Source organism: Arthrobacter sp. Z4-13 (assembly GCF_054792705.1).
The window spans coordinates 2,455,813-2,477,024 of the sequence record NZ_CP096459.1 but is presented as its reverse complement, the minus strand read 5'-3'; the positions used below and the strand labels follow the sequence as shown (position 1 = coordinate 2,477,024).

Here is a 21,212-nt window from a genome sequence, read left to right as displayed (position 1 = left end):
TGCTTGAACCGTAGTACCTGGCATTTGCCTAGGTGTTGGGGCGCTTCCCGTGGTTCGCGCCGCCACGCTTACGGTCACGACGCTTGCGTGCACGCTTGCTCATAGCTGGCCTCCTTACTGTTGGTACTCAAAAAGAGCTGCCCTCAAGTCTCCCACATGATCTGGCGCCCCGCGAACCGGCAACGGCCGCATGACCTGCAGTTCAATGCGCGCCTCTGGGTAAAGAAGCTATTTTTCGCCGAGGGAGTTGCGGACGGCGATACGGGCCTGTTCCAGCACCGTCCGAAGGGTTTCCAGGGCCACTGGACCCAGCGGCTGCTTGCCCGCCTGCAGGCGCAGTTCGGTTCGAAGGTCGTCGCGGAAAGCCTGGAGCATCAGCTCGGCTTCTTTCAGTGAACGCTTGCCCTCAGGCGCCGGCCTGCCGCTGGCGGCGGTGAAATCGACGGAACCTGCGGCTGCCCGTGCCGCCTCCGCCGTCGCCGCAAGGTCAGCCCGCAACCCGCGCATGTTGCTGCGGATGTCCTCGCGGAGGTTGTCTGCCAGCCGCCGGACAGAGGCGGAAATCTCTTTTTCCACTGCGGCCAGTTCTTCACGGCGCAGGTTGAGTTCCGCCAGCCCGGCAGGCGTGATGCGGTAGTTGGTGCGGCGCCCGGCCGATTCCGTGGCCACCAGCCCTTCCTCCTCGAGCTTCCCCAGCCGCGGGTAGATGGTGCCGGCGCTGGGGGAGTAGGTGCCGCCGAACCGTTCTTTAAGCGCCTTAATGAGTTCGTAGCCATGCTTTGGGCCGGACTCCAGCAGGGACAGCAGGTAGAGCCGCAGGGCGCCGTGGGCGAAGACGGCGGGCATCAGGGCCGTTCTTCCGCGTTCCCGGACGCCCCGCTGTGGATGATGGACGTTGTGCCTGACACGGAATTGGTCCTGACCAGCATGAGCTTGGCGTCAGGGCCGGCAATGGTTTCCACCTTGCCGCCGGGCACGTGGTACTGCTGGTGGTCAATCACCACTGTCCCGGTGGCAGATTTGGCAACGACGTCCACGCCGACGTCGTGCGGTATCCGGATGGTGAGGTCTCCGGAAACAGAATTAGCTCCGAAGTCCTGGGTGTAACCCAGCAGGTCGAAACTCATGCCGCCGCTGACGGTGTTGGCCCGGATATGGCTGAAGTTGCCGGACGCCGTCACCTCGCCGGAAACAGTCTTGGCAGTGAGGACCCCGCTGTGATCACGGGCGCTTACCTCGCCACTGACGGTGTTGACGTGCAGTTCGCCGTCCGTGCCGTCGGACATCACGGAACCGGAAACGGTGTTCAGGCGCGTGCGGCCGGCCATTCCCGAAACGAGGCCGTCACCGCTGACAGTTCCCGCCTCGACATCAACCGTGGCGGGAACCGCAATGCTGACAACTGCGTAATTCTCGCTGTTGTGGTTGACCGTTCCCATGAGGTTCTTGAACCAGCCCTGCGGCCCGTGCAGCTGATGACGGACCTCGAGCCTGCCGTCCTCCAGGGAAACGGCCACGGGGTCGCCCTGGACTTCGGAAATCTCTATCCGGGTAACCGGCTCGTGATGCGCCACCACATCGAAGCGGCCGCGCACCATGCCCAGCTTCAGGGACGTGACCGAGTCGACGTCGATGGTTTGCGCGCTCGTGACATCCCAGTTCTGCTCAGCCATTGGTCCTCCAAGACGATATATCGCGTGATGTACCCAACGTATCGCCGGCATGCGGAGTGGTCAAGATATATCGCGAAGTGCGCCTACTCCGGGACGGCCATCCCCAGCCACTGGAACCAGCCGCGGTGCAGGACCAGCCAGGCCATCAACCCGTATCCGGCCTGCCCTGGGGTGCCCCCGTTTGCGGCCAAATCCTGCCGCCACTGTTCGTGGTTCAGGAGGGGTGAGAAAGTATCCACATAAAGATGCTTGCGGCGCGTGGTGACGTCAGCGAAGGCCGTGTTCAGCTCGTCGAGCCGGCGGTTCTGTGCAGGGTCCAGGGTGGGCGGCGGACCCACCACAAAGACTCCAAGCCGGTTTTGGGAGGCCGAGTCCAGGATGTTGGCCAGGTTAAGCCGGCTGCGGGCGGTGGAAAGTCCGAACTCGATATCGCGCCCGGACAGGCCTATCACCAGGCGGTTCTCGGCCTGGTCGCTGAACCGCCGGCCGGCCTCGTCCATCCACCGGGCAGCAAGTCCTTCCGTTCCTTCCTGCGGACAGGGGAGGGCGTAGCTCTCCAGGAGCGTGCCGTCCTGGGGAGTGCGGGCCAATACGCGGCCCAGCCAGCCGAGTGCCCGGGGATCACCGAGTCCGGCCAGCAGTTCATCGCCTACAGCTGCGATACGCAGCTTCCTGTCTTCCACACGTTCCTCTTAACATCGGTCTGACTGCCCGTCGCCACCCGGCCCACTAAGGGGGTTCGGGCAGGCGCTGTCCATCCCATTAAACAGAACTGCCCGGCCGGAGTCTGGTATTTCGACGTCCGGCCGGGCATCCTTACTGGTTACTTCCGCGCAAATGCCTGCTTCAGGAGGGCATCCTGCTCCGCGGCGTGGCGCTTCATGGAACCGGCAGCCGTGGACGCCGAGGCCGGACGCGACACCAGGCGGACGCGCCGGTCAAGGGCGTCCGGCAGGTTCAGGCCAATGAACGGCCACGGTCCCTGGTTGGCAGGCTCATCCTGTGCCCAGACAACCTCTGCGTTCGGGTACTTGGCCAGCTCCGCCGCGATCTCGGCGTGGGGCAGCGGGTAAAGCTGCTCTACCCGGACGATCGCCGTCGTCTTGTCATCGGTCTTCTGCCGGGTGGACAGGAGATCGTAGTAGAGGCGGCCGGAGACCAGCAGGACGCGTTCGACGGCGTCGGCAGCCAACTGCTCATGGTCGCTGATGACAGGCCGGAAGGTGCCATTGGTGAAGTCCTCCACCGAAGACGCGGCACCTTTGAGGCGCAGCAGCTGCTTCGGTGTGAAGATGATCAGCGGCTTCCGCGGGCGGCTGTAGGCCTGGCGGCGCAGCAGGTGGAAATGCGAGGCCGCGGTGGTGGGGTTAGCCACGATCATGTTTTCCTCGGCGCACATCTGCAGGAAGCGCTCGATCCTTGCCGACGAGTGGTCCGGGCCCTGGCCCTCGTAGCCGTGCGGAAGCATCAGCACCAGCGACGACCGCTGGCCCCACTTCTGCTCGGCGGAGGAGATGAACTCGTCAATGATGGTTTGGGCACCGTTGACGAAGTCGCCGAACTGGGCTTCCCAGAGGACCAGGGCATCGGGGCGTTCCACGGAGTATCCGTATTCGAAGCCCATGGCTGCGTATTCGGACAGCAGCGAATCGTAGATCCACAGCTTGGCCTGGTCATCGGAAAGGTTGCCCAGGGGCAGCCATTCCTTGCCGGTGGCGCGGTCGTGGAAGACGGCGTGGCGCTGCACGAACGTGCCGCGGCGTGAGTCCTGGCCGGCCAGACGTACAGGGACGCCTTCCATGATGAGCGAGCCGAAGGCTGCGATCTCGCCGAAGCCCCAGTCGATGCCGCCATCGCGGGACATCTGTTCCCGCTTCTCCAGCAGCTGCTTGAGCTTTGCGTGGACGGTGAAGCCCTCCGGAATTTCCAGGTGCGCCTTACCGATCCGGGCCAGCGTATCCGCGGTGATGGCGGTGGATACCGGGGAACTCGCGCTGGAGTCGGACTGCTGGGACATGGGCCGCTCAATGTCGGAGACGGCTGCCGAGTCCGCGGTAATGATCGGAATCGGGGACGTCTGGGCTGCGTGGGTCTCCGCGAAGACGCGCTCCAGCCGTTCCTGGTAGTCACGGAGCAGTTGCTCGGCTTCTTCCTCGGTGATGTCACCACGGCCGATGAGCGACTCGGTGTAGAGCTTGCGGACTGAACGCTTGGCTTCGATCAGGTTGTACATCAGCGGCTGGGTCATTGAGGGGTCATCGCCCTCGTTGTGCCCGCGGCGGCGGTAGCAGACCATGTCGATCACAACGTCCTTGTGGAACCGCTGGCGGAACTCGTAGGCGAGCTGGCCAATGCGGACTACAGCCTCGGGATCGTCGCCGTTCACGTGGAACACCGGTGCCTGGATCATCTTGGCGACGTCGGTGGAGTACGTGGAGGACCGGGACGATGACGGGGCGGTGGTGAAGCCCACCTGGTTGTTGACCACGATGTGGATGGTTCCACCGGTGCGGTAACCGCGGAGCTGGGAAAGGTTGAGGGTTTCCGCAACCACGCCCTGGCCGGCGAAGGCGGCGTCGCCGTGGACGACGATGGGCAGGACCGGGAAGGACTCGCCCTGGTCGAGGCGGTCCTGCTTGGCGCGGACAATACCTTCGACTACGGGGTCGACTGCTTCCAGGTGGGACGGGTTGGCGGCCAGGTAAACCTTGGTCTCCTTGCCGTTGTCAGAGGTGAAGGTTCCCTCCGTGCCCAGGTGGTACTTGACGTCGCCGGATCCCTGTACCGAACGCGGATCCTGCGTGCCCTCGAATTCGCGGAACACCTGTGCGTAGGTCTTGCCGGCGATGTTGGTCAGCACGTTCAGGCGGCCGCGGTGGGCCATGCCGATCGCTACCTCGTCCAGGCCGTCATCGGCGGCGTCGGACATGATGGCGTCCAGCAGCGGAATCAGCGACTCTCCGCCTTCGAGGGAGAAACGCTTCTGGCCTACGAACTTGGTCTGCAGGAAGGTCTCAAACGCCTCGGCGGCGTTCAGCTTGGAGACGATGCGGAGCTGCTCCTCACGGCTCGGCTTCGAGTACGGGTGCTCCAGCTGGTCCTGGAACCACTTGCGTTCCTCGGGTTCCTGGATGTGCATGTACTCAATGCCGGTGGTGCGGCAGTAGGCATCGCGCAGGACGCCGAGGATGTCGCGGAACTTGAGCATGGACTTGCCGCCGAAACCGCCGGTGGGCCACTCGCGGTCCAGGTCCCACAGCGTCAGGCCGTAGGTGAGGACATCAAGGTCAGGGTGCTTACGCTGGACGTATTCGAGAGGATCGGTGTCCGCCATCAGGTGTCCGCGGACGCGGTAGGAGTGGATCAGCTGCTGGATCCGGGCAACCTTGTTGATTTCGTCGGCCGGGTCCACCTGCTTGTCGGCGCTCCAGCGTACGGGCTCGTACGGGATGCGCAGTGACTCAAAGATTTCGTCGTAGAAGTTCTGCGCGCCCAGCAGAAGCTGGTGGACCAGCTTCAGGAATTCGCCGCTGCCGGCACCCTGGATCACACGGTGATCGTAGGTGGAAGTCAGGGTAAGGACCTTGCTGATGGCGTTCTGGGCGATGATCTTCTCGCTGGCGCCCTGGAATTCGGCAGGGTAGTCGAGCGCACCGACGCCAATGATGGCTGCCTGGCCCTTGGAAAGGCGCGGCACGGAGTGCACGGTACCGATGCCGCCCGGGTTGGTCAGCGAGACAGTAGTGCCCTGGTGGTCATCAGCGGTCAGTTTGCCGCTGCGGGCGCGCTTGATGAGGTCCTCGTAGGTGTGCCAGAACTCGGAGAAGTTAAGGGTCTCGGCCTTCTTGATGTTCGGCACCATGAGCAGGCGGGTTCCGTCCGGCTTCGGCATGTCAATGGCAATGCCGAAGTTGACGTGTGCCGGCTGGACGGCAACGGGCTTGCCGTCCACTTCGTCGTAGTACACGTTCATGGAGGGGAACTGGGAAAGCGCGCGGATGACCGCGTAGCCGATGAGGTGCGTGAAGGAAACCTTGCCGCCACGGGCGCGGGCGAGGTTGGAGTTGATGACGACGCGGTTGTCGATGAGCAGCTTGGCGGGAATGGCCCGGACGCTGGTGGCAGTGGGAACCTCGAGGCTGGTGACCATGTTGGTGGCAATCGCCTTCGCCGGACCTCGGAGGACCGAAACAACGTCCTCTTCCGGAGCCGTGGGGGCCTTGACGTTCTTGGGCAGCTGCGCCGGGATGGGCTGCGAGCCCGTGCCGGGCTCCGTCTTCTTGGAACCGTCGCGCGCCACAGTGGCCGGAGCCTTCTTGACGGGCGCCGGGGCCGCGGCGGCGGCAGGTGCAGCAGAGGCGGGCGGCGCCGACGGCGGGGCGGGAGGCGCTGCTGCCGGCGACGCTGCCGGTGCTGCGGGAGCCGCATTCACGATCGGCATTTCCCTCGTCGCAGGGTGGGCAGCGGCGTGCCCCGAGTTTCCGTTGGAAGAAGAACTGCCGGCCGCGCCGAAGGATTCAAACAGCGGCCACCATTTGGCGTCCACCGCGTTTTTGTCCTTCTGGTACTGCTCGTACAGTTCGTCAACGAGCCACTCGTTTCCGCCAAATTCCTCTGGTAGACGGTGGCTAGGCTGCTCTGGCACTTGAAATACGCCTCTTCCATGAGTTTGATTTCTCTCCGGCCCACGGTGCCTCAGCACTACGATTCAACCGGTCTCTGCGTCCTCTGAACCCAGACCAATGCCAGTCTAGTAAGCATCGTGTGGTAACTGCCAATAAGGGTGACTCAAATCATGAAGTGACACGAAAAGGCCGGAATGTGGCGGCCGGCAAGGAAGAAAGGTAGGGGTTTTTTCCAGCTTTCCGGAGCGTCCGGAAGCCTGCTCCGGCGGTCGCGGCTGGGGAGGTCGGCTCCCTGTAGACTGAAATTCTTATGGACAGTAAATCTAGGTGCCGGCCTGGGGGCTGTCAGCGGAGCGTAAAGAGCGCCGCACAGTCCACCCGTAGAGCCGGCAAACCCCGAACTCGAGCCCATCACCATTCGCTGGCACAGCCGGCAGGAGCTGCAAAGGAAACTGCGTCGGCATCGGCCGACCATCCTCCGCCGGACCGATATTCCTGGCGCCGCTCCTCATCTGCAACGCATTGCCACGCAGCCACGGCTGTCCAGGCGGGATGCTGAATGGAATGGCTTCTCCTCGCAGCAGGTTTGCTGCTGATCGCCGGCACGGGCTTTTTTGTCGCCGTCGAATTTTCCCTTATTGCCCTTGACCAGGCCACCGTCCAAAGGGCCATCGACGACGGCGACGCCGGCGCCGTTCCCTTGCTTGCTTGCCTGAAGTCCCTGTCCACCCAACTCTCCAGCTGCCAGCTGGGCATCACGCTGACCACCTTGCTGACCGGTTACGTGATGGAGCCATCGGTGGGCCGGCTCCTGGAAGCCCCGCTGGCCGCCGTCGGACTTCCCGACGTGGCCGTGGCCTCCATCTCGCTGGTCCTGGCGATGGTACTCGCCACCCTGCTGTCGATGCTCCTGGGCGAACTGGTGCCCAAGAACATGGCCATCGCCCTGTCCTTCCCGGTGGGCCGCGCCCTGGCCCGGCCACAGCTGATGTTCACTGCCGTGTTCAAGCCCGCCATTGTGGTGCTCAACGGCTTTTCCAACAAGGTGCTGAATGTCTTTGGGCTGGAGGCTAAGGAAGAGATTTCCGGTGCCAGGACCCCTGCCGAACTTTCCTCGCTGGTGCGGCGGTCGGCGGAGATGGGAACGCTCGACGCCGGCACGGCCAACTTCGTGGCGCGGACGCTGAACTTCTCGACCAGGACGGCGGCCGACGTGATGACGCCGCGCATCAGGGTGGAAACCATCGAAGCGGACCAGCCTGTCTCCGACATCCTCGCAGCCGCGCGCCGGACCGGGTACTCACGGTTCCCGATCATCGGCGAGTCCGCGGACGACATCAGGGGCCTGGTCCACGTCAAGAAGGCGGTGGCTGTTCCCTGGGAGCGCCGGCAAAACCTGGAAGCCGGGGCCATCATGACCGAGGTGCTGCGGGTACCGGAAACCATTCACCTTGATGCCCTGCTGGCGGAGCTCCGCGAGGGCAACCTGCAGCTCGCGGTTGTCCTGGATGAGTATGGCGGAACCGCGGGCATCGCCACCCTCGAGGACCTGGTCGAGGAAATCGTGGGCGAGGTGTCGGACGAACATGACAAGGTCCGGCCCGGCTTGCTGCAGAGCGCATCCGGCGACTGGTACTTCCCCGGACTGCTCCGCCCGGACGAATTGTCCGAACAGATTTCCGGCCTGTCCGTTCCCGATGAGGCAGCTTACGAGACAGTGGGCGGCTATGTCATGAGCGAGCTCGGCCGGATCGCCATGGTGGGCGACACCGTCCCGGTCGGCGGCGGAACACTGAGCGTCACCAGGATGGACGGCAGACGGATCGACCGGATCTGTTTCCGGCCGGCCAAGCCCGAACCCGAGTCCGGCCACAACGACGACGGGACTGAACGATGAGCGACTGGGCCGGAATACTGTGGCTGGTTGTCCTCCTGTTCGGCAATGCGTTCTTTGTTGCCGCCGAGTTTGCGGTCATGTCAGCCCGGCGCAGCCAGATCGAGCCGCTGGCCGAAGCCGGAAACAAGCGGGCGCAAACCACGCTCCGGGCCATGGAGAATGTTTCGCTGATGCTGGCGTGTGCGCAGCTGGGCATCACGGTCTGTTCCCTCCTGATCCTGCTGGTGGCAGAGCCGGCCATCCACCACCTGCTGGCCGCGCCGCTGGAGATGTTGGGTCTGCCGATGGAAGTTGCCGATGTGGCGGCCTTCGCCGTCGCCCTGATGGTGGTCACATTCCTGCACGTGACCTTCGGCGAGATGGTGCCGAAGAACATCTCGGTAAGCGTCGCTGACAAGGCAGCGCTCCTGCTCGCCCCGCCGCTGATGTTCGTTGCCCGGCTGGTCCACCCCGTCATCTCCGTCCTGAACTGGTCCGCGAACCACATCCTCAAGATGCTCCGCATCGAGCCCAAGGATGAGGTGAACTCCTCCTTCACCCTGGAGGAGGTGCAGTCGATTGTGCAGGAGTCCACCCGGCACGGCCTGGTGGATGACGACGCAGGGCTGATCACCGGCGCGCTCGAGTTCTCCGAGTACACCGCAGCAGACATTATGGTTCCGCTGGAAAAGCTGGTCATGCTGAGGTCCGCTACCACCCCGGTCGAGTTTGAGAAGGCCGTGAGCCGCACCGGATTCTCGCGCTTCCCCATGCTCGACGACGATGACATGCTCTACGGCTACCTTCACGTGAAGGACGTCCTGTCCATCCCCGAAGCCGGTTATGGGCACGCCATTGCCGAGAGCCGGATCAGGTCCCTGGCGAACCTGGCCCTGGATGACGAGATCGAAAAGGCGATGTCGGTAATGCAGCGTACCGGTTCGCACCTGGCGCGGGTCATCGGCCCCGATGGCAAGACAAAGGGCGTCCTGTTCCTGGAAGACGTGATCGAACAGCTCGTGGGGGAAATCCGGGACGCCACGCAGGCCACCGGCGTCCGCAGGCTGGGCCAGCCAAACGGCGGATAATGTTCCTGGAGTCCCGCGAACTGCTGCGGGGCTCCAGGAATCCGCTCGCTTGCAGGCGGGTACTCCTCCTGACCTAAATAGGAATCATTCCTATTTAGGTATAAGCTGAAGTGGTTCTTTTCCGTTTCTTGTGAACCGAGGTTTCCGTGCGCCGACACTCCGCTGCCCGATCATCCCTGGCGGCCCTTGCCGGGCTTGGCCTGCTGCTCACCGCGTGCAGCCCCCAGCCGGAAGCTTCATCCGAGGCGGCCGAAGGAATTAACGTGGTGGCCTCCACCAACGTCTACGGTGACATCGCAAAGACAATCGGCGGTGACAAAGTCAGCGTTACCGCCATCATCACCAAGACCAGCCAGGATCCGCATTCCTACGAAGCCACCGCGCAGGACCGGCTGGCCGTGTCCAAAGCGGAAGTTGTCATCGAAAATGGCGGCGGGTACGACGGCTTTCTCCACACCCTGGCCCAGGACAGCAGCATCGACGCCGGCAACGTGCTGAACGCCGTCGAACTTTCCGGCCTGGCTCACCCGGAGGAGGGAGCCTCGGGCGAGGCAACACCTGTCGAGTCAGCGTCGGGGGAGGCCCAGGCACACGACCACGGGGAGCTCAACGAGCACGTCTGGTACAGCCTGTCCGCCATGGGACGGCTGGCCGATGACCTGGCAGCCAAGCTCGGAGAGCTGGAGCCCGCCTCGGCAGCTGCCTTCGATGCGAACGCTGCTGCCTTCAAGGCCGACCTCGAAGAATTGACCGGGAAGCTCGAAGGGCTGAAGGCAGGAGCGGCCGGCGCGCCCGTTGCCGTCACCGAGCCGGTACCGGTGTACCTGCTGGAAGATGCAGGCCTGGAGAACGCCACGCCTGCGGACTACACTGCTGCGATTGAGGAAGGCTCCGACGTTCCGCCGGCCGTCCTCAAAGCCGCCACCGACCTGGTGGCCAACAAGTCAGTGCGGTTCCTCGCCTACAACGGACAGACCGAGGGCCCGCAGACCGAAGCGCTGAAGAAGGCTGCCGAAGCGGCCGGCGTTCCGGTGGTCGATTTCAGTGAAACCCTGCCTGAGGGCAAGACCTACGTGCAGTGGATGACGGACAATGTGAACAACGTCAGCAAAGTTTTGGAGACAAATAGTTGAAACCCGTGGTCAGCCTCACCGGGGCGTCCCTCACATTCGGTAAGCGGACGCTCTGGGAGGATCTTGACCTGGAGATCAGGCCCGGCGAGTTCTTTGCCGTGCTCGGGCCCAACGGCAGCGGGAAAACCAGCTTCCTGAAGGTCCTGCTGGGTCTCCAGGACCTGCACAGCGGAAAGGCCTCGCTCGGCGGGCACCCGGTGGAGCGTGGCAGCAGCCTGATCGGCTATATTCCGCAGCAAAAATCTTTCGCCCGCGACACGCCCATGCGTGCCCGCGACCTGGTGGGCCTTGGTGTGGACGGCCACCGCTGGGGACTCCGCACGTCGTCGGGCAAGGCGAACCGAAGGATTGACGAGCTCCTTGAACTGGTGGGGGCAACGGACTACGCCAAGGTTCCCGTGGGCCAGCTCTCCGGTGGCGAACAGCAGCGGCTTCGCGTGGCGCAGGCCCTTGCCACCGACCCCCAGGTCCTGCTGTGCGACGAACCGCTGCTTTCCCTTGACCTGCACCACCAGCAGGCAGTCAGCGCGCTGATCAACAAGCAATGCCATGAGCAGAACAGCGCAGTGGTGTTTGTTACCCACGAGATCAACCCCGTGATCGATTACGTGGACCGGGTGCTCTACCTGGCCGGCGGGCGCTTCAAAGTCGGCACTCCCCAGGAAGTGATGACCACGGAGGTCCTTTCCGACCTGTACGGCAGCCATGTCGAGGTCATTCACGCCAACGGCCGCATCGTGGTGGTGGGCCTGCCGGATGCCACCACGCACCATCACGCCGAGGCCCACGCCCTCGCCGGAGAGGTGGCCTGATGGACGCCGACAGCATTATCGGTGCGATCTTCAGCTTCGAGAACTACGGTGAGCTGCTGGTCCTTGTCCAGAACTCGATCTGGGCAGGAGCCGTCCTGGGTTTGCTCGGCGGGCTGGTGGGGACGTTTGTGATGAAGCGCGACCTCGCCTTCGCGGTCCACGGCATTTCGGAACTGTCCTTCGCCGGTGCGGCCTTTGCCCTGCTCATTGGGGCCGACATCGTTTTTGGTTCGCTCATCGGTTCCGTTGCGGCTGCCTTGCTTCTGGGCCTGATGGGGGTGCGGGCCAGGGACAAGAACTCGATCATCGGCGTGATCATGCCCTTCGGCCTGGGCATCGGAATCCTGTTCCTGTCCTTGTATGAGGGCCGTGCTGCAAACAAGTTCGGCCTGCTGACCGGGCAGATCGTCTCAGTTGATACGGTCCAGCTGCAGGCGCTGGCCGGAACCGCGGTGGTAGTCATGGTGGTCCTGGCGGCCATCTGGCGGCCACTGAATTTTGCCAGCGTGGATCCCGAACTGGCCGAGGCCCGCGGTGTTCCCGTGCGGACGCTCGCCATCGTCTTTATGGTCCTGCTGGGAATCAGCGTGGCTCTTTCCATCCAGGTGGTGGGAGCCCTCCTGGTGCTCGCACTGCTGATCACACCGGCTGCCGCAGCCCTCCGGGTGACGTCCTCGCCGGTGGCAGTGGTGGTGCTGAGCGTTGCCTTCGCCGTGACGGCGACCGTCGGTGGAATCCTGCTGGCTCTCGGCGGCCGCATCCCCATCAGCCCCTACGTCACCACGTTGTCGTTCCTGATCTATGTGGTCTGCCGCGTTATCGGATCCGTCCGGTCATCCCGCGGCATCAACGGGCGGGTGCTGCAGGCACGCTGACCCTGCACGCACCCTGACCCGGCGCGGGCAGGGTTCCGCAGCAGGCTGGGCTCCGGAGCCGGGCCGGGCTAGAGCTTGCCGGCGGCCTTGCGCGCGGTGCAGTCAGGGCACAGCCCGAAGATCTCCACAGTGTGCGCCACTTCCGTGAAGCCGTGTTCGCTGGCGGTGCGGGCTGCCCAGGTTTCCACTGCGGGCGCCTCCACCTCCACTGCCTTGCCGCAATTCCGGCAGAGAAGGTGGTGATGGTGGCCGGTGACGGCGCAGCGGCGGTAGACGGCTTCGCCGTCGCCGTTGCGCAGCACGTCCACCAGTCCCTCGTCCGCAAGGGACTGAAGGATGCGGTAGGCGGTGGCAAGCGACACCGACACGCCCTGGTTCTGCAGGATGCGGTAGAGCTCCTGCGTGCTCACAAAATCAGCCAGCTCATCCAGCGCGGCGCTGACTGCCAGCCTCTGTTTGGTGACACGCTGTTCCTTGGCAACGGGCCCGGAAGTACCGGCAGGAGCGGAAGCAGTCCGTGCGGTGCCTCCCAAGGCCGCGGCGGAAGCGGGCTTGGTTGAATCAGCCTTGGCGCCGATCGGCATGAATGGACTCGCTTCCCTCAGGATGGTGGCAAAGATCAAGATTACCAGCCGGAGCTTCGTGGACAGGGGTTCAGGCCGGACCCTAGGCTGGCGCTATGAAGCTGACCAAGTACACCCATGCCTGCGTCCGGCTCGAGAAAAACAACCGGGTTTTGGTACTGGACCCGGGGAACTTTTCGGAAACGGCGGAGGCGCTGGCCGGTGCTGAAGCGTTGCTGGTCACGCACGAACACCCCGACCACATCGACGTTCCCGCAGTGGTGGCCGCACTCAAGGGCAACAGGGACCTGGCGGTTTTTGCCCCGGCCGGCGTCGCGGGCAGCCTGCGCAAGGAAACCTCCGAAGCAGCCGCCCGAATCCACGCCGTAGAGCCGGGGTCATCCTTCGAAGCGGCAGGCTTCGAGGTTCGCAGCTTTGGCGGGCAGCACGCCTTGATCCATCCGCAGATCCCCGTGGTGGCCAACATTGGCTACCTTGTGGACGGGAATGTCTACCACCCCGGTGACTCCTTTGTTATTCCGGACGGAACCAGTGTGCAGACACTGCTGGTGCCCATCCATGCGCCGTGGAGCAAGTCTGCCGAGGTGGTGGACTTCGTGATCGGCGTCCGCGCGCCCCGGGCCTTCCAGATCCACGACGGACTGCTCAATGGCAACGGCCTGAAAATTGTGGAGGGCCATGTCAAGAGGCTCGGAGCCAAGTACGGCACGGAGTATCAGCACTTGGCCGCGGGGGAGTCCGTGGAGGTCTAAACCGCTTCGCCGTCCCAGCGGCCGGTATCAAAGAACCGCGTGATGACTGCTTCATACGGCTCCGGGTCCAGGCCATGGGAAGCCAGCCACCCGGGGGAGTAATAGTTGCCCGCGTAGCGCTCGCCGCCGTCGCACATCAGCGAGACGATGCTGCCCTTGCGGCCTTCGGCGATCATTCCCGCGATGAGCTGCCAGGCGCCCCACAGGTTGGTTCCGGTTGAGGGGCCGGCATGGAGCCCGGCGAGCGTTCGCAGGTGACGCATGGCGGCGACCGACGCAGCGTCCGGGACCTGGATCATGTGGTCGATCACGGTTGGCACAAAACTGGGCTCCATCCTGGGCCGGCCAATGCCCTCGATCCGGGACGGCAATCCGGTGGCAGGGCCGGACGTCTTGCTGCGCCAGCCCGGGTAGAAGGCTGAGTTTTCCGGATCCACCACCAGCAGCCGGGTGGGGTGGCTGTTGTAGCGGACGTACCTGCCGATGGTGGCGCTGGTGCCGCCCGTCCCTGCGCCCACCACAATCCAGTCCGGCACAGGATGTTCTTCCAACGCGAGCTGCCCGAAGATGGACTCCGCGATGTTGTTGTTTCCGCGCCAGTCCGTTGCCCGTTCAGCGTAGGTGAACTGGTCCATGTAGTGCCCGCCGCTGGTGGCGGCCACTTCTTCCGCCGTCGCGTAGACCTCGGAGGCGTGGTCCACCAGGAGGCAGGAGCCGCCGAACTGCTCGATCAGCGCGATTTTTTCGGAGCTGGTGGTGCGGGCCATGACGGCAATGAACGGCAGTCCCAGGAGTTGGGCGAAGTATGCTTCGGACACTGCGGTGCTGCCGCTGGAGGCCTCAACGATGGTGGTGTCCTGCCTGATCCAGCCGTTGACGAGACCGAACAGGAACAGGGAGCGCGCCAGCCGGTGCTTGAGGCTGCCGGTGCGGTGCGTCGACTCATCCTTGAGATAGAGCTGGACGCCCCAGTGCTCGGGCAGGGGTACCGAGTAAAGGTGGGTGTCCGCGGAGCGGTTGTTTTCCGCCGTGATTTTCCGGATGGCTTCGTCGGCCCAGTCCCGGCCCGCGGTGCGCTCGATCTTCACCGCACCAGCCTACCTGCGGCCGCCGCACCTGCCGTTAGAGTGGGAGCGTTGGCCGCCCGTTTGAAGGAGCACAATGAATCCGCTGATGGATGTTTCCGAACTGGAGAAGCGCCGTGCCGGCGGACAGCGCGTGGTGCTGCTGGACGTGCGCTGGGCGCTGGGCGATCCGCACGGCCACGACCACTACTTAAAGGGGCACTTGCCGGGCGCCGTGTTCGTTGACCTGGCCACCGAACTTGCGGACCCTGCCGTCCCGGAGCGGGGCAGGCATCCGCTGCCATCACCCCTGCGGTTCCAGGATGCGGCGAGGCGCTGGGGCATCAGCAACGGCGATGTTGTGGTGGCCTACGATGACAGCGGCAACATGGCGGCCGCCCGGGTGTGGTGGATGCTGCGGAACGCCGGCCTCCCGGCGGTTCACCTGCTCGACGGCGGCCTGGCGGCTTGGCGTGCAGCAGGCCTGCCCTTGGAACAGGGCGGGGTCCAGGCCCATCCCGGGGACGTGTCGCTGGCCGACGGGCAGATGCCGGTCCTGGCGGCAGCCGACGTGACCGCCTGGGTGGAGGACCGGCCCTTTGCCGGGGGCGCCCGTCCGGGCGGGAGGCCCGCGGGCAGGATTCTGCTGGATGCACGGGCCGGAGAGAGGTACCGCGGCGAGATTGAGCCTGTTGATCCCCGGGCAGGCCACATTCCGGGTGCAGTCAGCGCGCCGACCTCGGAAAACGTGGACAGCGCCGGCCGGTTCCTGCCGCCCGCCGAACTGCGCCAACGATTTGAGGCGCTGGGCATTGCCGACGATATCCAGGTGGGCGTCTACTGCGGATCCGGCGTCACGGCAGCCCATCAGGTAGCTGCCCTGGAGCTCGCCGGTTTCCGCGCCGCACTCTATCCCGGATCCTTCTCCGAGTGGTCCAGCAACCCCCATCTGCCGGTGGTGACGGGACCTGAGCCCCGAGGCGACGGGCCTGCGGAGTGGAAAGACCAGGCCGGGCAAGGGTAGCGTCGCACTATGACTCCTGGACGCCCCGTGCCGCCGCCCCTCGCAAAACCTGTCACCCCCAAACCTGTCGTCCCTGAAACTGCTGCCCCCGGGTCGAGGGCCGCCGGATCCGCTGCTTCCGACGGCGGCGTCCTGGCTGCCGCGTACGGCGCAACCTCGGCGGACAGCGGCCTGGTCCCGCTGACCCTTGCGCGCCGCGAACTACGGGAAGACGACGTCGAAATTGCCATTGAGTTCTGCGGGCTGTGCCATTCCGATGTCCACGCGGTGCGTGGGGAGTGGGGTGGCAAGGTCTGGCCGCTGGTGCCCGGCCACGAAATCGTCGGTACAGTCAGCGCGGTCGGGTCAGCCGTTACCGGCTTCGCGCCGGGGGACCGGGTGGGTGTTGGCTGCATCGTTGACTCCTGCCGTGAGTGCGAAAGCTGCCTGGACGGCCTGGAACAGTACTGCGAAAACGGAATGACCGGCACCTACGGTGGCGTGGACCGGCGGAACGGTGGATCGATCACCCAGGGCGGCTATTCCTCCTCAGTGGTAGTGGACCGCCGCTACGTCCTTCGCGTGCCGGACTCCCTTGACCCGGCCGCCGTCGCGCCGCTGCTGTGCGCGGGGGTCACCACTTTCTCGCCCCTGCGGCACTTCGACGTCGAAGAGGGCCACGTCGTAGGGGTGGTGGGGCTGGGCGGACTCGGCCACATGGCCGTCAAGCTTGCCAAAGCGATGGGAGCGAAGGTGGTGGTGTTCACCACGTCTGAGTCCAAAGTGCCGGCCGCCCTGGAACTGGGGGCTGACGAAGTTGTCCTGTCCACCGATGAAACGGCGATGGACGCGGCGAACCGCACCATCGACCTGATTATCGACACCGTGGCCGCGCCCCACGACCTGAACCCGCTGTTCCGGACCCTGCGCGTTGACGGTGCGCTTTTCCAGCTCGGACTTCCGTCCGAAGCTATGCCCCCCGTGAACCCCCGGGCATTGATCAGGAGGCGGATCGCCTACGCCGGCTCGCTGATCGGAGGAATTGCCGAAACCCAGGAAATGCTGGACTTCTGCGCGGAGCACGGGGTGGTGGCCGACATCGAAGTGGTCGGCGCCGGCCAGCTCAATGAAGCCTACGACCGGATGGTTGCGGGCGATGTGAAATACCGGTTTGTGCTGGACACCAGCACTTTGCAGGCACCCGCCAAGGAGGCAGACGCATGAGCACGCTCTTCACGAGGATTCTGAACGGCGAAATTCCCGGCCGGTTCGTGTGGCGGGAAAACGACGTTTCCGCGTTCCTCACCACCGGTCCGCTGGCGGACGGCCATACCCTGGTGGTTCCCACCGAGGAGGTGGACCGCTGGACTGATGCCTCCCCGGAGACCCTGGCGAGGGTCATGGAGGTGGCCCGGCGGATCGGAGCCGTCCAGGTGGACGTCTTTGGCGCAGCGCGCGCCGGGCTGATCGTGGCCGGCTACGAGATCGACCACCTCCATGTGCACGTGTGGCCCTCCCGAAGCATGGCTGAGTTCAACTTTGCGACCGCGGACCAGAACCCGGATCCGGAAGTACTGGACGCCAACGCGGAAAAATTGCGGGAGGGCCTGCGGGCTGCCGGGTACGGAAAGTTCGTCCCGGCCTGACGGCTTCCGGCCCAAACGGTTCGCTGAGGCGTTCCGCCTAGGCCGGGGCCAGTGCCTTGTTGAGCACGGCGCGGATCCGCTTTTCGGACACCGAATAGGCGGTTCCAAGCTCGACGGCGAAGAGGCTCACCCGAAGCTCTTCAATCATCCACCGAACCTGGCTGAGTTCGCCGCCGGCCCGCCGTCCCGGAAGCAGGGCCGACACGGCGTCGTCGTAGTCATCCTCCAAGCGCTGTACTACCGCCATGCTGAGGGCATCCCGCTGGACGTTGCCCGGGAGGCGTTCCAGCCGCTTTTCAATGGCGGCGAGATACCGGGGGAGCTGGCTGAGCTGGGCATAGCCGGTCCGCGCCACGAAGCCGGGGTAGACCAGCTGCTCCAGCTGGCTCTTGATGTCATTGAGCGCGCTGATGAGGGCCAGGCTGGTGGTCCCTTTCAACTGCTTCTCAATGCGCCGGGTACTGGCGAGGATGCGCTCCACCACAGCCGTGACGCTGAACACGGTGTCTATCAGCTCAGCCCGGACCAGCTCGTAAAGTCCGTCAAAGGATTTCCGGTCCCAGGGGAGCTCGGCGGGGGTGAGCTTGTCGATAGCCGCCAGCGCACAGTCTGCAATGAGGGCCGCAACTGAGCCGTGCGGGTTCTGGCTGAATGTCAGCTTCTCCGTGTTGCTCAGGTGCTCCAGCACATAGCGGTCAGGAGCAGGAACGCGCAGGGCCAGCAGCCTGATCACGCCGCCGCGCATGGCTTCCTGCTGTTCGTCCGCCGTCTGGAAAACCCGGAGTGCCACGGACTTTCCCTGGTCCTGCAAGGCCGGATAACCGGTGACGGTGTGGCCTTTGACCATGTTGCTGACCTGGCGCTGGAGGGTCCCGAAACTCCACTCAGTGAGGCCCTCCTGCTCCCGGAACCCGGACTGGCCGGACCCGTCCGGCACCTGGGCAGGCGCCTGCACGCGGGCACTCCCGCCGTCGGCCTTGCCCGCTGCCCGCCCTGCCTTGCTCAGCGGGGCGGTAGAGGCGGGCGTGGCCCCCAGCGATTCGGCAATGGCCCGCCGGGTGGCCGGCGCAAGCTTTTCCTGAAGGGCTGCGAGGTCCTTGCCCTCATCCAGCGCCTTGCCCCTGCTGTCCACCACTTTGAAAGTCACCCGCAGGTGCGGGGGCACCGCATCCCAGTTCCACGAACCGGGTGGGATAACGTGTCCGCGGACGCGGCGGAGTGCAAGTTCGAGGGAGGGTTCCAGATCGTCGGAGGCGGGATCGAAATCGGACTCCAGGACTGACACTGCCTGCCGGGCCACGTCCGGCGCAGGCACAAAGTTCTTGCGGACCTGCTTGGGCAGGGACTTGATCAGGGCCGTTACGAGTTCCACGCGCTGGCCGGGGATCAACCACCGGAATGCTTTGTCGTCCAGCTGATTAAGGAACAGGACCGGCACTTCGGCAGTAACGCCGTCGCTCGGGTTGGGCGGTGAGCCGGGAGCCACCGGGTGGAACTCATAGGTCAGCGGCAGCTCAAAGCCCTTGTGCAGCCACGTCTTCGGGTAGGCGGAGACATCCAGGTTGTCGGCGTCGTCGCTGAGGAGGAGCGACTTGTCGTAGTCCAGGAGGTCCGGGTTCTCCTGTCGGGCGTCCTTCCACCACTTATCAAAGTGCCGCTCGGACACCACGTCCGGCCCGATTCGAGCGTCGTAGAACTCAAACAGCGTCTCGTCGTCCACCAGGAGATCCCGCCGCCGCATCCGGGCTTCGAGTTCCTCAACCTCCTGCAGGAGGGCCCGGTTGCGGTGGAAGAACTTGTGATGGGTTTTCCAGTCACCCTCCACCAGGGCATGCCTGATAAAGAGTTCCCTGGCGACGACGGGATCCACCCTGCCGTAGTTGATCCTGCGCTGGGCGATGATGGGCACGCCGTAAAGGGTGACCTTTTCGTAGGCCATCACTGCGCCCTGGCGGGTGGACCAATGCGGTTCGCTGTAGCTGCGTTTGACCAGGTCGGGGGCCACCTGCTCCGCCCAGGCGGGATCGAACCTGGCGGCAACCCTGGCCCAAAGCCGGCTGGTCTCCACCAGTTCCGCCGCCATCACGAACGTGGGCGACTTCTTGAACAGTGCTGAACCGGGGAAGACCGCGAAACGGCTGCCTCTGGCGCCGGCATATTCACGCTTGCGCTCGTCCAGGATGCCGATGTGGCTCAGGAGCCCGGACAGGAGGCTGATGTGTATGCCGTCGTGGTTGCCCACGGGATCGGCCAGGCGTTTGTTGTCCAGGCTGATGCCCAGGGGGCGGGCCAGCTGGCGCAATTGGGCAAACAAATCCTGCCATTCCCTCACCCGGAGATAGTTGATGAATTCGGCCCGGCACAGCCGGCGGAAGGCCGACGACGACAGCTCCTGCTGCTTCTCCTGGATGTAGTTCCAGAGGTTAAGGAAGCCGGTGAAGTCCGAGTTCTCGTCCTTGAACCGGTTGTGTTTTTCCGCCGCGAGCTGCTGCTTGTCTGTGGGGCGCTCGCGGGGGTCCTGGATGGTCAGCGCCGCTGCCAGGATCATGACTTCGCGGACGCACCCGCGTTTTCCCGCTTCCACGATCATCCGGCCCAGCCTGGGATCCACCGGAAGCTGGGCGAGTTTCTGCCCGACGGCAGTGAGGCCGCCGCCGCCGTTCGCCCCGCCCGCGCCGTTTTGGGGCCGGGCGGCAGCCAACGCGCCAAGTTCGCGCAGCAGCGTCACGCCGTCATTAATTGCCCGCGTTTCAGGGGGCTCCACAAAGGGGAAGTTTTCGACGTCCTTCGGCCCGCGCGCCACTCCCATGGCTGTCATCTGCAGGATGACGGCAGCGAGGTTGGTGCGCAGGATTTCGGGGTCCGTGAAGCGTGGCCGGGACTCGAAGTCGTCCTCGGAGTAGAGGCGGATGGCGATGCCGTCGGACACACGCCCGCACCGCCCGGAACGCTGGTTGGCCGATGCCTGGGAGACGCGTTCGATGGGGAGCCGCTGGACTTTGGTCCGGTGCGAGTACCGGGAAATGCGGGCCGTCCCGGTGTCGATCACATACTTAATGCCCGGCACGGTCAGCGATGTCTCAGCAACGTTGGTGGCAAGGACGATCCGGCGCTTGCTGCCGGGATGGAACACCTTGTGCTGTTCCTGCAGGCTCAGCCGCGCGAACAGGGGGAGGATTTCGGTTCCGGCCAACCTCCGGTTCGACTGGATGCGGGCTTGGAGGGCGTCGGCAGCATCCCGAATCTCGCGCTCGCCGGAAAAGAACACCAAAATGTCGCCGGGCGCTTCCGCAGCAAGTTCGTCGACAGCATCACAGACCGCATCCAGAGGATCGCGGTCTTCCTCGAGTTCGTCGTCGGACGCGTTCTCTTCATCCGTTCCGGCGGGCGGCTGTGACAGCGGGCGGTACCGGATTTCCACCGGGTAGGTCCGCCCCGAGACCTCAATGATGGGGGCGGGATCTTCGGGCGAGCCGAAGTGGTTGGCGAAGCGCTGGGGATCGATGGTGGCGGAGGTGATGATCACCTTCAGGTCTGGCCGTTGCGGCAGGATCCGCTTGAGGTAGCCGAGGATGAAGTCAATGTTGAGGCTGCGCTCATGTGCTTCATCGATGATGATTGCGTTGTACTTGCGCAGCAGCTTGTCGCGCTGGATTTCCGCCAGCAGGATGCCGTCGGTCATCAGCTTGACCTTGGTATTCCGGCTGACCTCGCCGGTAAAGCGGACCTGGAAGCCAACCTCCTGGCCGATGTCCACGCCCAGTTCCTCGGCTATGCGCTCGGCCACCGTGCGGGCTGCAAGCCGGCGCGGCTGGGTGTGCCCGATCAGGCCGTTTTCGCCCAGGCCAAGTTCGAGGCACATTTTGGGAATCTGGGTAGTCTTACCGGAGCCAGTCTCGCCGGCGATGATGGTGACCTGGTTCGCTGCGATGGCGGCCATCAGGTCTTCGCGGCGCTCGGAGACCGGCAGCTCGGCAGGATAGGAGATGTGAAGTGTCATGGCTGCTGACAGTCTACTGCGGGAGCCCGGGCTTCCCGTTTCGACTGGTCGCAGCTATCCCCGGTTGTGGGTTTGTCAGGC

General features: G+C 64.7%; 17 protein-coding genes. 9 read left to right on the top strand and 8 right to left on the bottom strand.

What is annotated here, in order from left to right; translation table 11 throughout:
* Window positions 1-28 precede the first annotated feature (28 nt).
* The 5 genes from M1E07_RS13175 to M1E07_RS13155 all read right to left on the bottom strand — a co-directional run bounded on the left by M1E07_RS13175 (window position 29) and on the right by M1E07_RS13155 (window position 6,318).
* On the bottom strand, window positions 29-103 hold the full coding sequence (locus M1E07_RS13175) for a 50S ribosomal protein bL37 (RefSeq protein WP_369299106.1): 75 nt from the start codon (window positions 101-103) through the stop codon (window positions 29-31).
* Between the two features lie 125 nt (window positions 104-228).
* Window positions 229-846, bottom strand: a complete 618-nt coding sequence (locus M1E07_RS13170; RefSeq protein WP_461187123.1) for a PadR family transcriptional regulator — start codon at window positions 844-846, stop codon at window positions 229-231.
* Window positions 846-1,673, bottom strand: coding sequence for a DUF4097 family beta strand repeat-containing protein (locus M1E07_RS13165; RefSeq protein ID WP_461187122.1), 828 nt, complete (start codon window positions 1,671-1,673; stop codon window positions 846-848). The genes M1E07_RS13170 and M1E07_RS13165 overlap by 1 nt, the downstream gene beginning before the upstream one ends.
* 83 nt (window positions 1,674-1,756) lie before the next feature.
* Complete coding sequence (locus M1E07_RS13160) at window positions 1,757-2,356, bottom strand: GDSL-type esterase/lipase family protein (RefSeq protein WP_461187121.1); 600 nt, start codon at window positions 2,354-2,356, stop codon at window positions 1,757-1,759.
* A gap of 140 nt (window positions 2,357-2,496) precedes the next feature.
* The gene (locus tag M1E07_RS13155) at window positions 2,497-6,318 is read right to left on the bottom strand and encodes a multifunctional oxoglutarate decarboxylase/oxoglutarate dehydrogenase thiamine pyrophosphate-binding subunit/dihydrolipoyllysine-residue succinyltransferase subunit (RefSeq protein ID WP_461187120.1); all 3,822 of its coding nucleotides are present in this window, start codon (window positions 6,316-6,318) and stop codon (window positions 2,497-2,499) included.
* Window positions 6,319-6,857: 539 nt separating this feature from the next.
* On the opposite strand from M1E07_RS13155, the gene M1E07_RS13150 reads away from it, so the two are divergent.
* The 5 genes from M1E07_RS13150 to M1E07_RS13130 all read left to right on the top strand — a co-directional run bounded on the left by M1E07_RS13150 (window position 6,858) and on the right by M1E07_RS13130 (window position 12,082).
* The gene (locus M1E07_RS13150) at window positions 6,858-8,195 is read left to right on the top strand and encodes a hemolysin family protein (protein WP_461187119.1); all 1,338 of its coding nucleotides are present in this window, start codon (window positions 6,858-6,860) and stop codon (window positions 8,193-8,195) included.
* On the top strand, window positions 8,192-9,262 hold the full coding sequence (locus tag M1E07_RS13145) for a hemolysin family protein (protein WP_461187118.1): 1,071 nt from the start codon (window positions 8,192-8,194) through the stop codon (window positions 9,260-9,262). Before M1E07_RS13150 ends, M1E07_RS13145 begins: the two co-directional genes overlap by 4 nt.
* A gap of 146 nt (window positions 9,263-9,408) precedes the next feature.
* A complete protein-coding gene (locus M1E07_RS13140) occupies window positions 9,409-10,395 on the top strand; it encodes a metal ABC transporter solute-binding protein, Zn/Mn family (RefSeq protein ID WP_461187117.1) in 987 nt (328 codons plus the stop codon).
* Window positions 10,392-11,207 (top strand): metal ABC transporter ATP-binding protein, encoded by an 816-nt coding sequence (locus M1E07_RS13135; RefSeq protein ID WP_461187116.1) that lies wholly within the window; start codon window positions 10,392-10,394, stop codon window positions 11,205-11,207. Before M1E07_RS13140 ends, M1E07_RS13135 begins: the two co-directional genes overlap by 4 nt.
* Entirely contained in the window at window positions 11,207-12,082 is an 876-nt protein-coding gene (locus tag M1E07_RS13130; RefSeq protein WP_461187115.1) for a metal ABC transporter permease, read from the top strand. The genes M1E07_RS13135 and M1E07_RS13130 overlap by 1 nt, the downstream gene beginning before the upstream one ends.
* Before the next feature lie 68 nt (window positions 12,083-12,150).
* Here M1E07_RS13130 and M1E07_RS13125 read toward each other — a convergent pair whose 3' ends face one another.
* On the bottom strand, window positions 12,151-12,666 hold the full coding sequence (locus tag M1E07_RS13125; protein WP_461187114.1) for a Fur family transcriptional regulator: 516 nt from the start codon (window positions 12,664-12,666) through the stop codon (window positions 12,151-12,153).
* Between the two features lie 95 nt (window positions 12,667-12,761).
* Between M1E07_RS13125 and M1E07_RS13120 the strand changes: the two genes are divergently transcribed.
* Window positions 12,762-13,418, top strand: coding sequence for an MBL fold metallo-hydrolase (locus M1E07_RS13120; RefSeq protein WP_461187113.1), 657 nt, complete (start codon window positions 12,762-12,764; stop codon window positions 13,416-13,418).
* On the opposite strand, the gene M1E07_RS13115 is transcribed toward M1E07_RS13120, so the two are convergent.
* Window positions 13,415-14,506 carry a PLP-dependent cysteine synthase family protein gene (locus tag M1E07_RS13115; protein ID WP_461187112.1) on the bottom strand — a complete coding sequence of 364 codons (1,092 nt, stop codon included), beginning with the start codon at window positions 14,504-14,506 and terminating at the stop codon, window positions 13,415-13,417. The two genes, M1E07_RS13120 and M1E07_RS13115, sit on opposite strands and share 4 nt — an antisense overlap.
* A gap of 73 nt (window positions 14,507-14,579) precedes the next feature.
* On the opposite strand from M1E07_RS13115, the gene M1E07_RS13110 reads away from it, so the two are divergent.
* Genes M1E07_RS13110 through M1E07_RS13100 form a run of 3 tightly spaced genes read left to right on the top strand, consistent with a single transcriptional unit; the run spans window position 14,580 to window position 17,131 of the window.
* Window positions 14,580-15,506 (top strand): sulfurtransferase, encoded by a 927-nt coding sequence (locus M1E07_RS13110; RefSeq protein WP_461187111.1) that lies wholly within the window; start codon window positions 14,580-14,582, stop codon window positions 15,504-15,506.
* A gap of 9 nt (window positions 15,507-15,515) precedes the next feature.
* Entirely contained in the window at window positions 15,516-16,709 is a 1,194-nt protein-coding gene (locus M1E07_RS13105) for an NAD(P)-dependent alcohol dehydrogenase (protein WP_461187110.1), read from the top strand.
* Entirely contained in the window at window positions 16,706-17,131 is a 426-nt protein-coding gene (locus M1E07_RS13100; protein ID WP_461187109.1) for an HIT family protein, read from the top strand. The genes M1E07_RS13105 and M1E07_RS13100 overlap by 4 nt, the downstream gene beginning before the upstream one ends.
* Before the next feature lie 37 nt (window positions 17,132-17,168).
* Here the strand turns inward: M1E07_RS13100 and hrpA are convergent, their stop codons facing one another.
* Window positions 17,169-21,131: an ATP-dependent RNA helicase HrpA gene (hrpA, locus tag M1E07_RS13095; RefSeq protein WP_461187108.1), complete on the bottom strand. Its 3,963-nt coding sequence runs from the start codon at window positions 21,129-21,131 to the stop codon at window positions 17,169-17,171.
* Window positions 21,132-21,212: the final 81 nt, after the last annotated feature.

Excerpts from the sequence above, each read along its gene's own strand:
- M1E07_RS13170 (WP_461187123.1), bottom strand. The coding sequence starts at position 846 with ATGCCCGCCGTCTTCGCCCACGGCGCCCTGCGGCTCTACCTGCTGTCC.
- M1E07_RS13110 (WP_461187111.1), top strand. The coding sequence starts at position 14,580 with ATGAATCCGCTGATGGATGTTTCCGAACTGGAGAAGCGCCGTGCCGGC.
- M1E07_RS13165 (WP_461187122.1), bottom strand. The coding sequence starts at position 1,673 with ATGGCTGAGCAGAACTGGGATGTCACGAGCGCGCAAACCATCGACGTC.
- M1E07_RS13105 (WP_461187110.1), top strand. The coding sequence starts at position 15,516 with ATGACTCCTGGACGCCCCGTGCCGCCGCCCCTCGCAAAACCTGTCACC.
- M1E07_RS13130 (WP_461187115.1), top strand. The coding sequence starts at position 11,207 with ATGGACGCCGACAGCATTATCGGTGCGATCTTCAGCTTCGAGAACTAC.
- M1E07_RS13150 (WP_461187119.1), top strand. The coding sequence starts at position 6,858 with ATGGAATGGCTTCTCCTCGCAGCAGGTTTGCTGCTGATCGCCGGCACG.
- M1E07_RS13125 (WP_461187114.1), bottom strand. The coding sequence starts at position 12,666 with ATGCCGATCGGCGCCAAGGCTGATTCAACCAAGCCCGCTTCCGCCGCG.
- hrpA (WP_461187108.1), bottom strand. The coding sequence starts at position 21,131 with ATGACACTTCACATCTCCTATCCTGCCGAGCTGCCGGTCTCCGAGCGC.
- M1E07_RS13120 (WP_461187113.1), top strand. The coding sequence starts at position 12,762 with ATGAAGCTGACCAAGTACACCCATGCCTGCGTCCGGCTCGAGAAAAAC.
- M1E07_RS13100 (WP_461187109.1), top strand. The coding sequence starts at position 16,706 with ATGAGCACGCTCTTCACGAGGATTCTGAACGGCGAAATTCCCGGCCGG.
- M1E07_RS13145 (WP_461187118.1), top strand. The coding sequence starts at position 8,192 with ATGAGCGACTGGGCCGGAATACTGTGGCTGGTTGTCCTCCTGTTCGGC.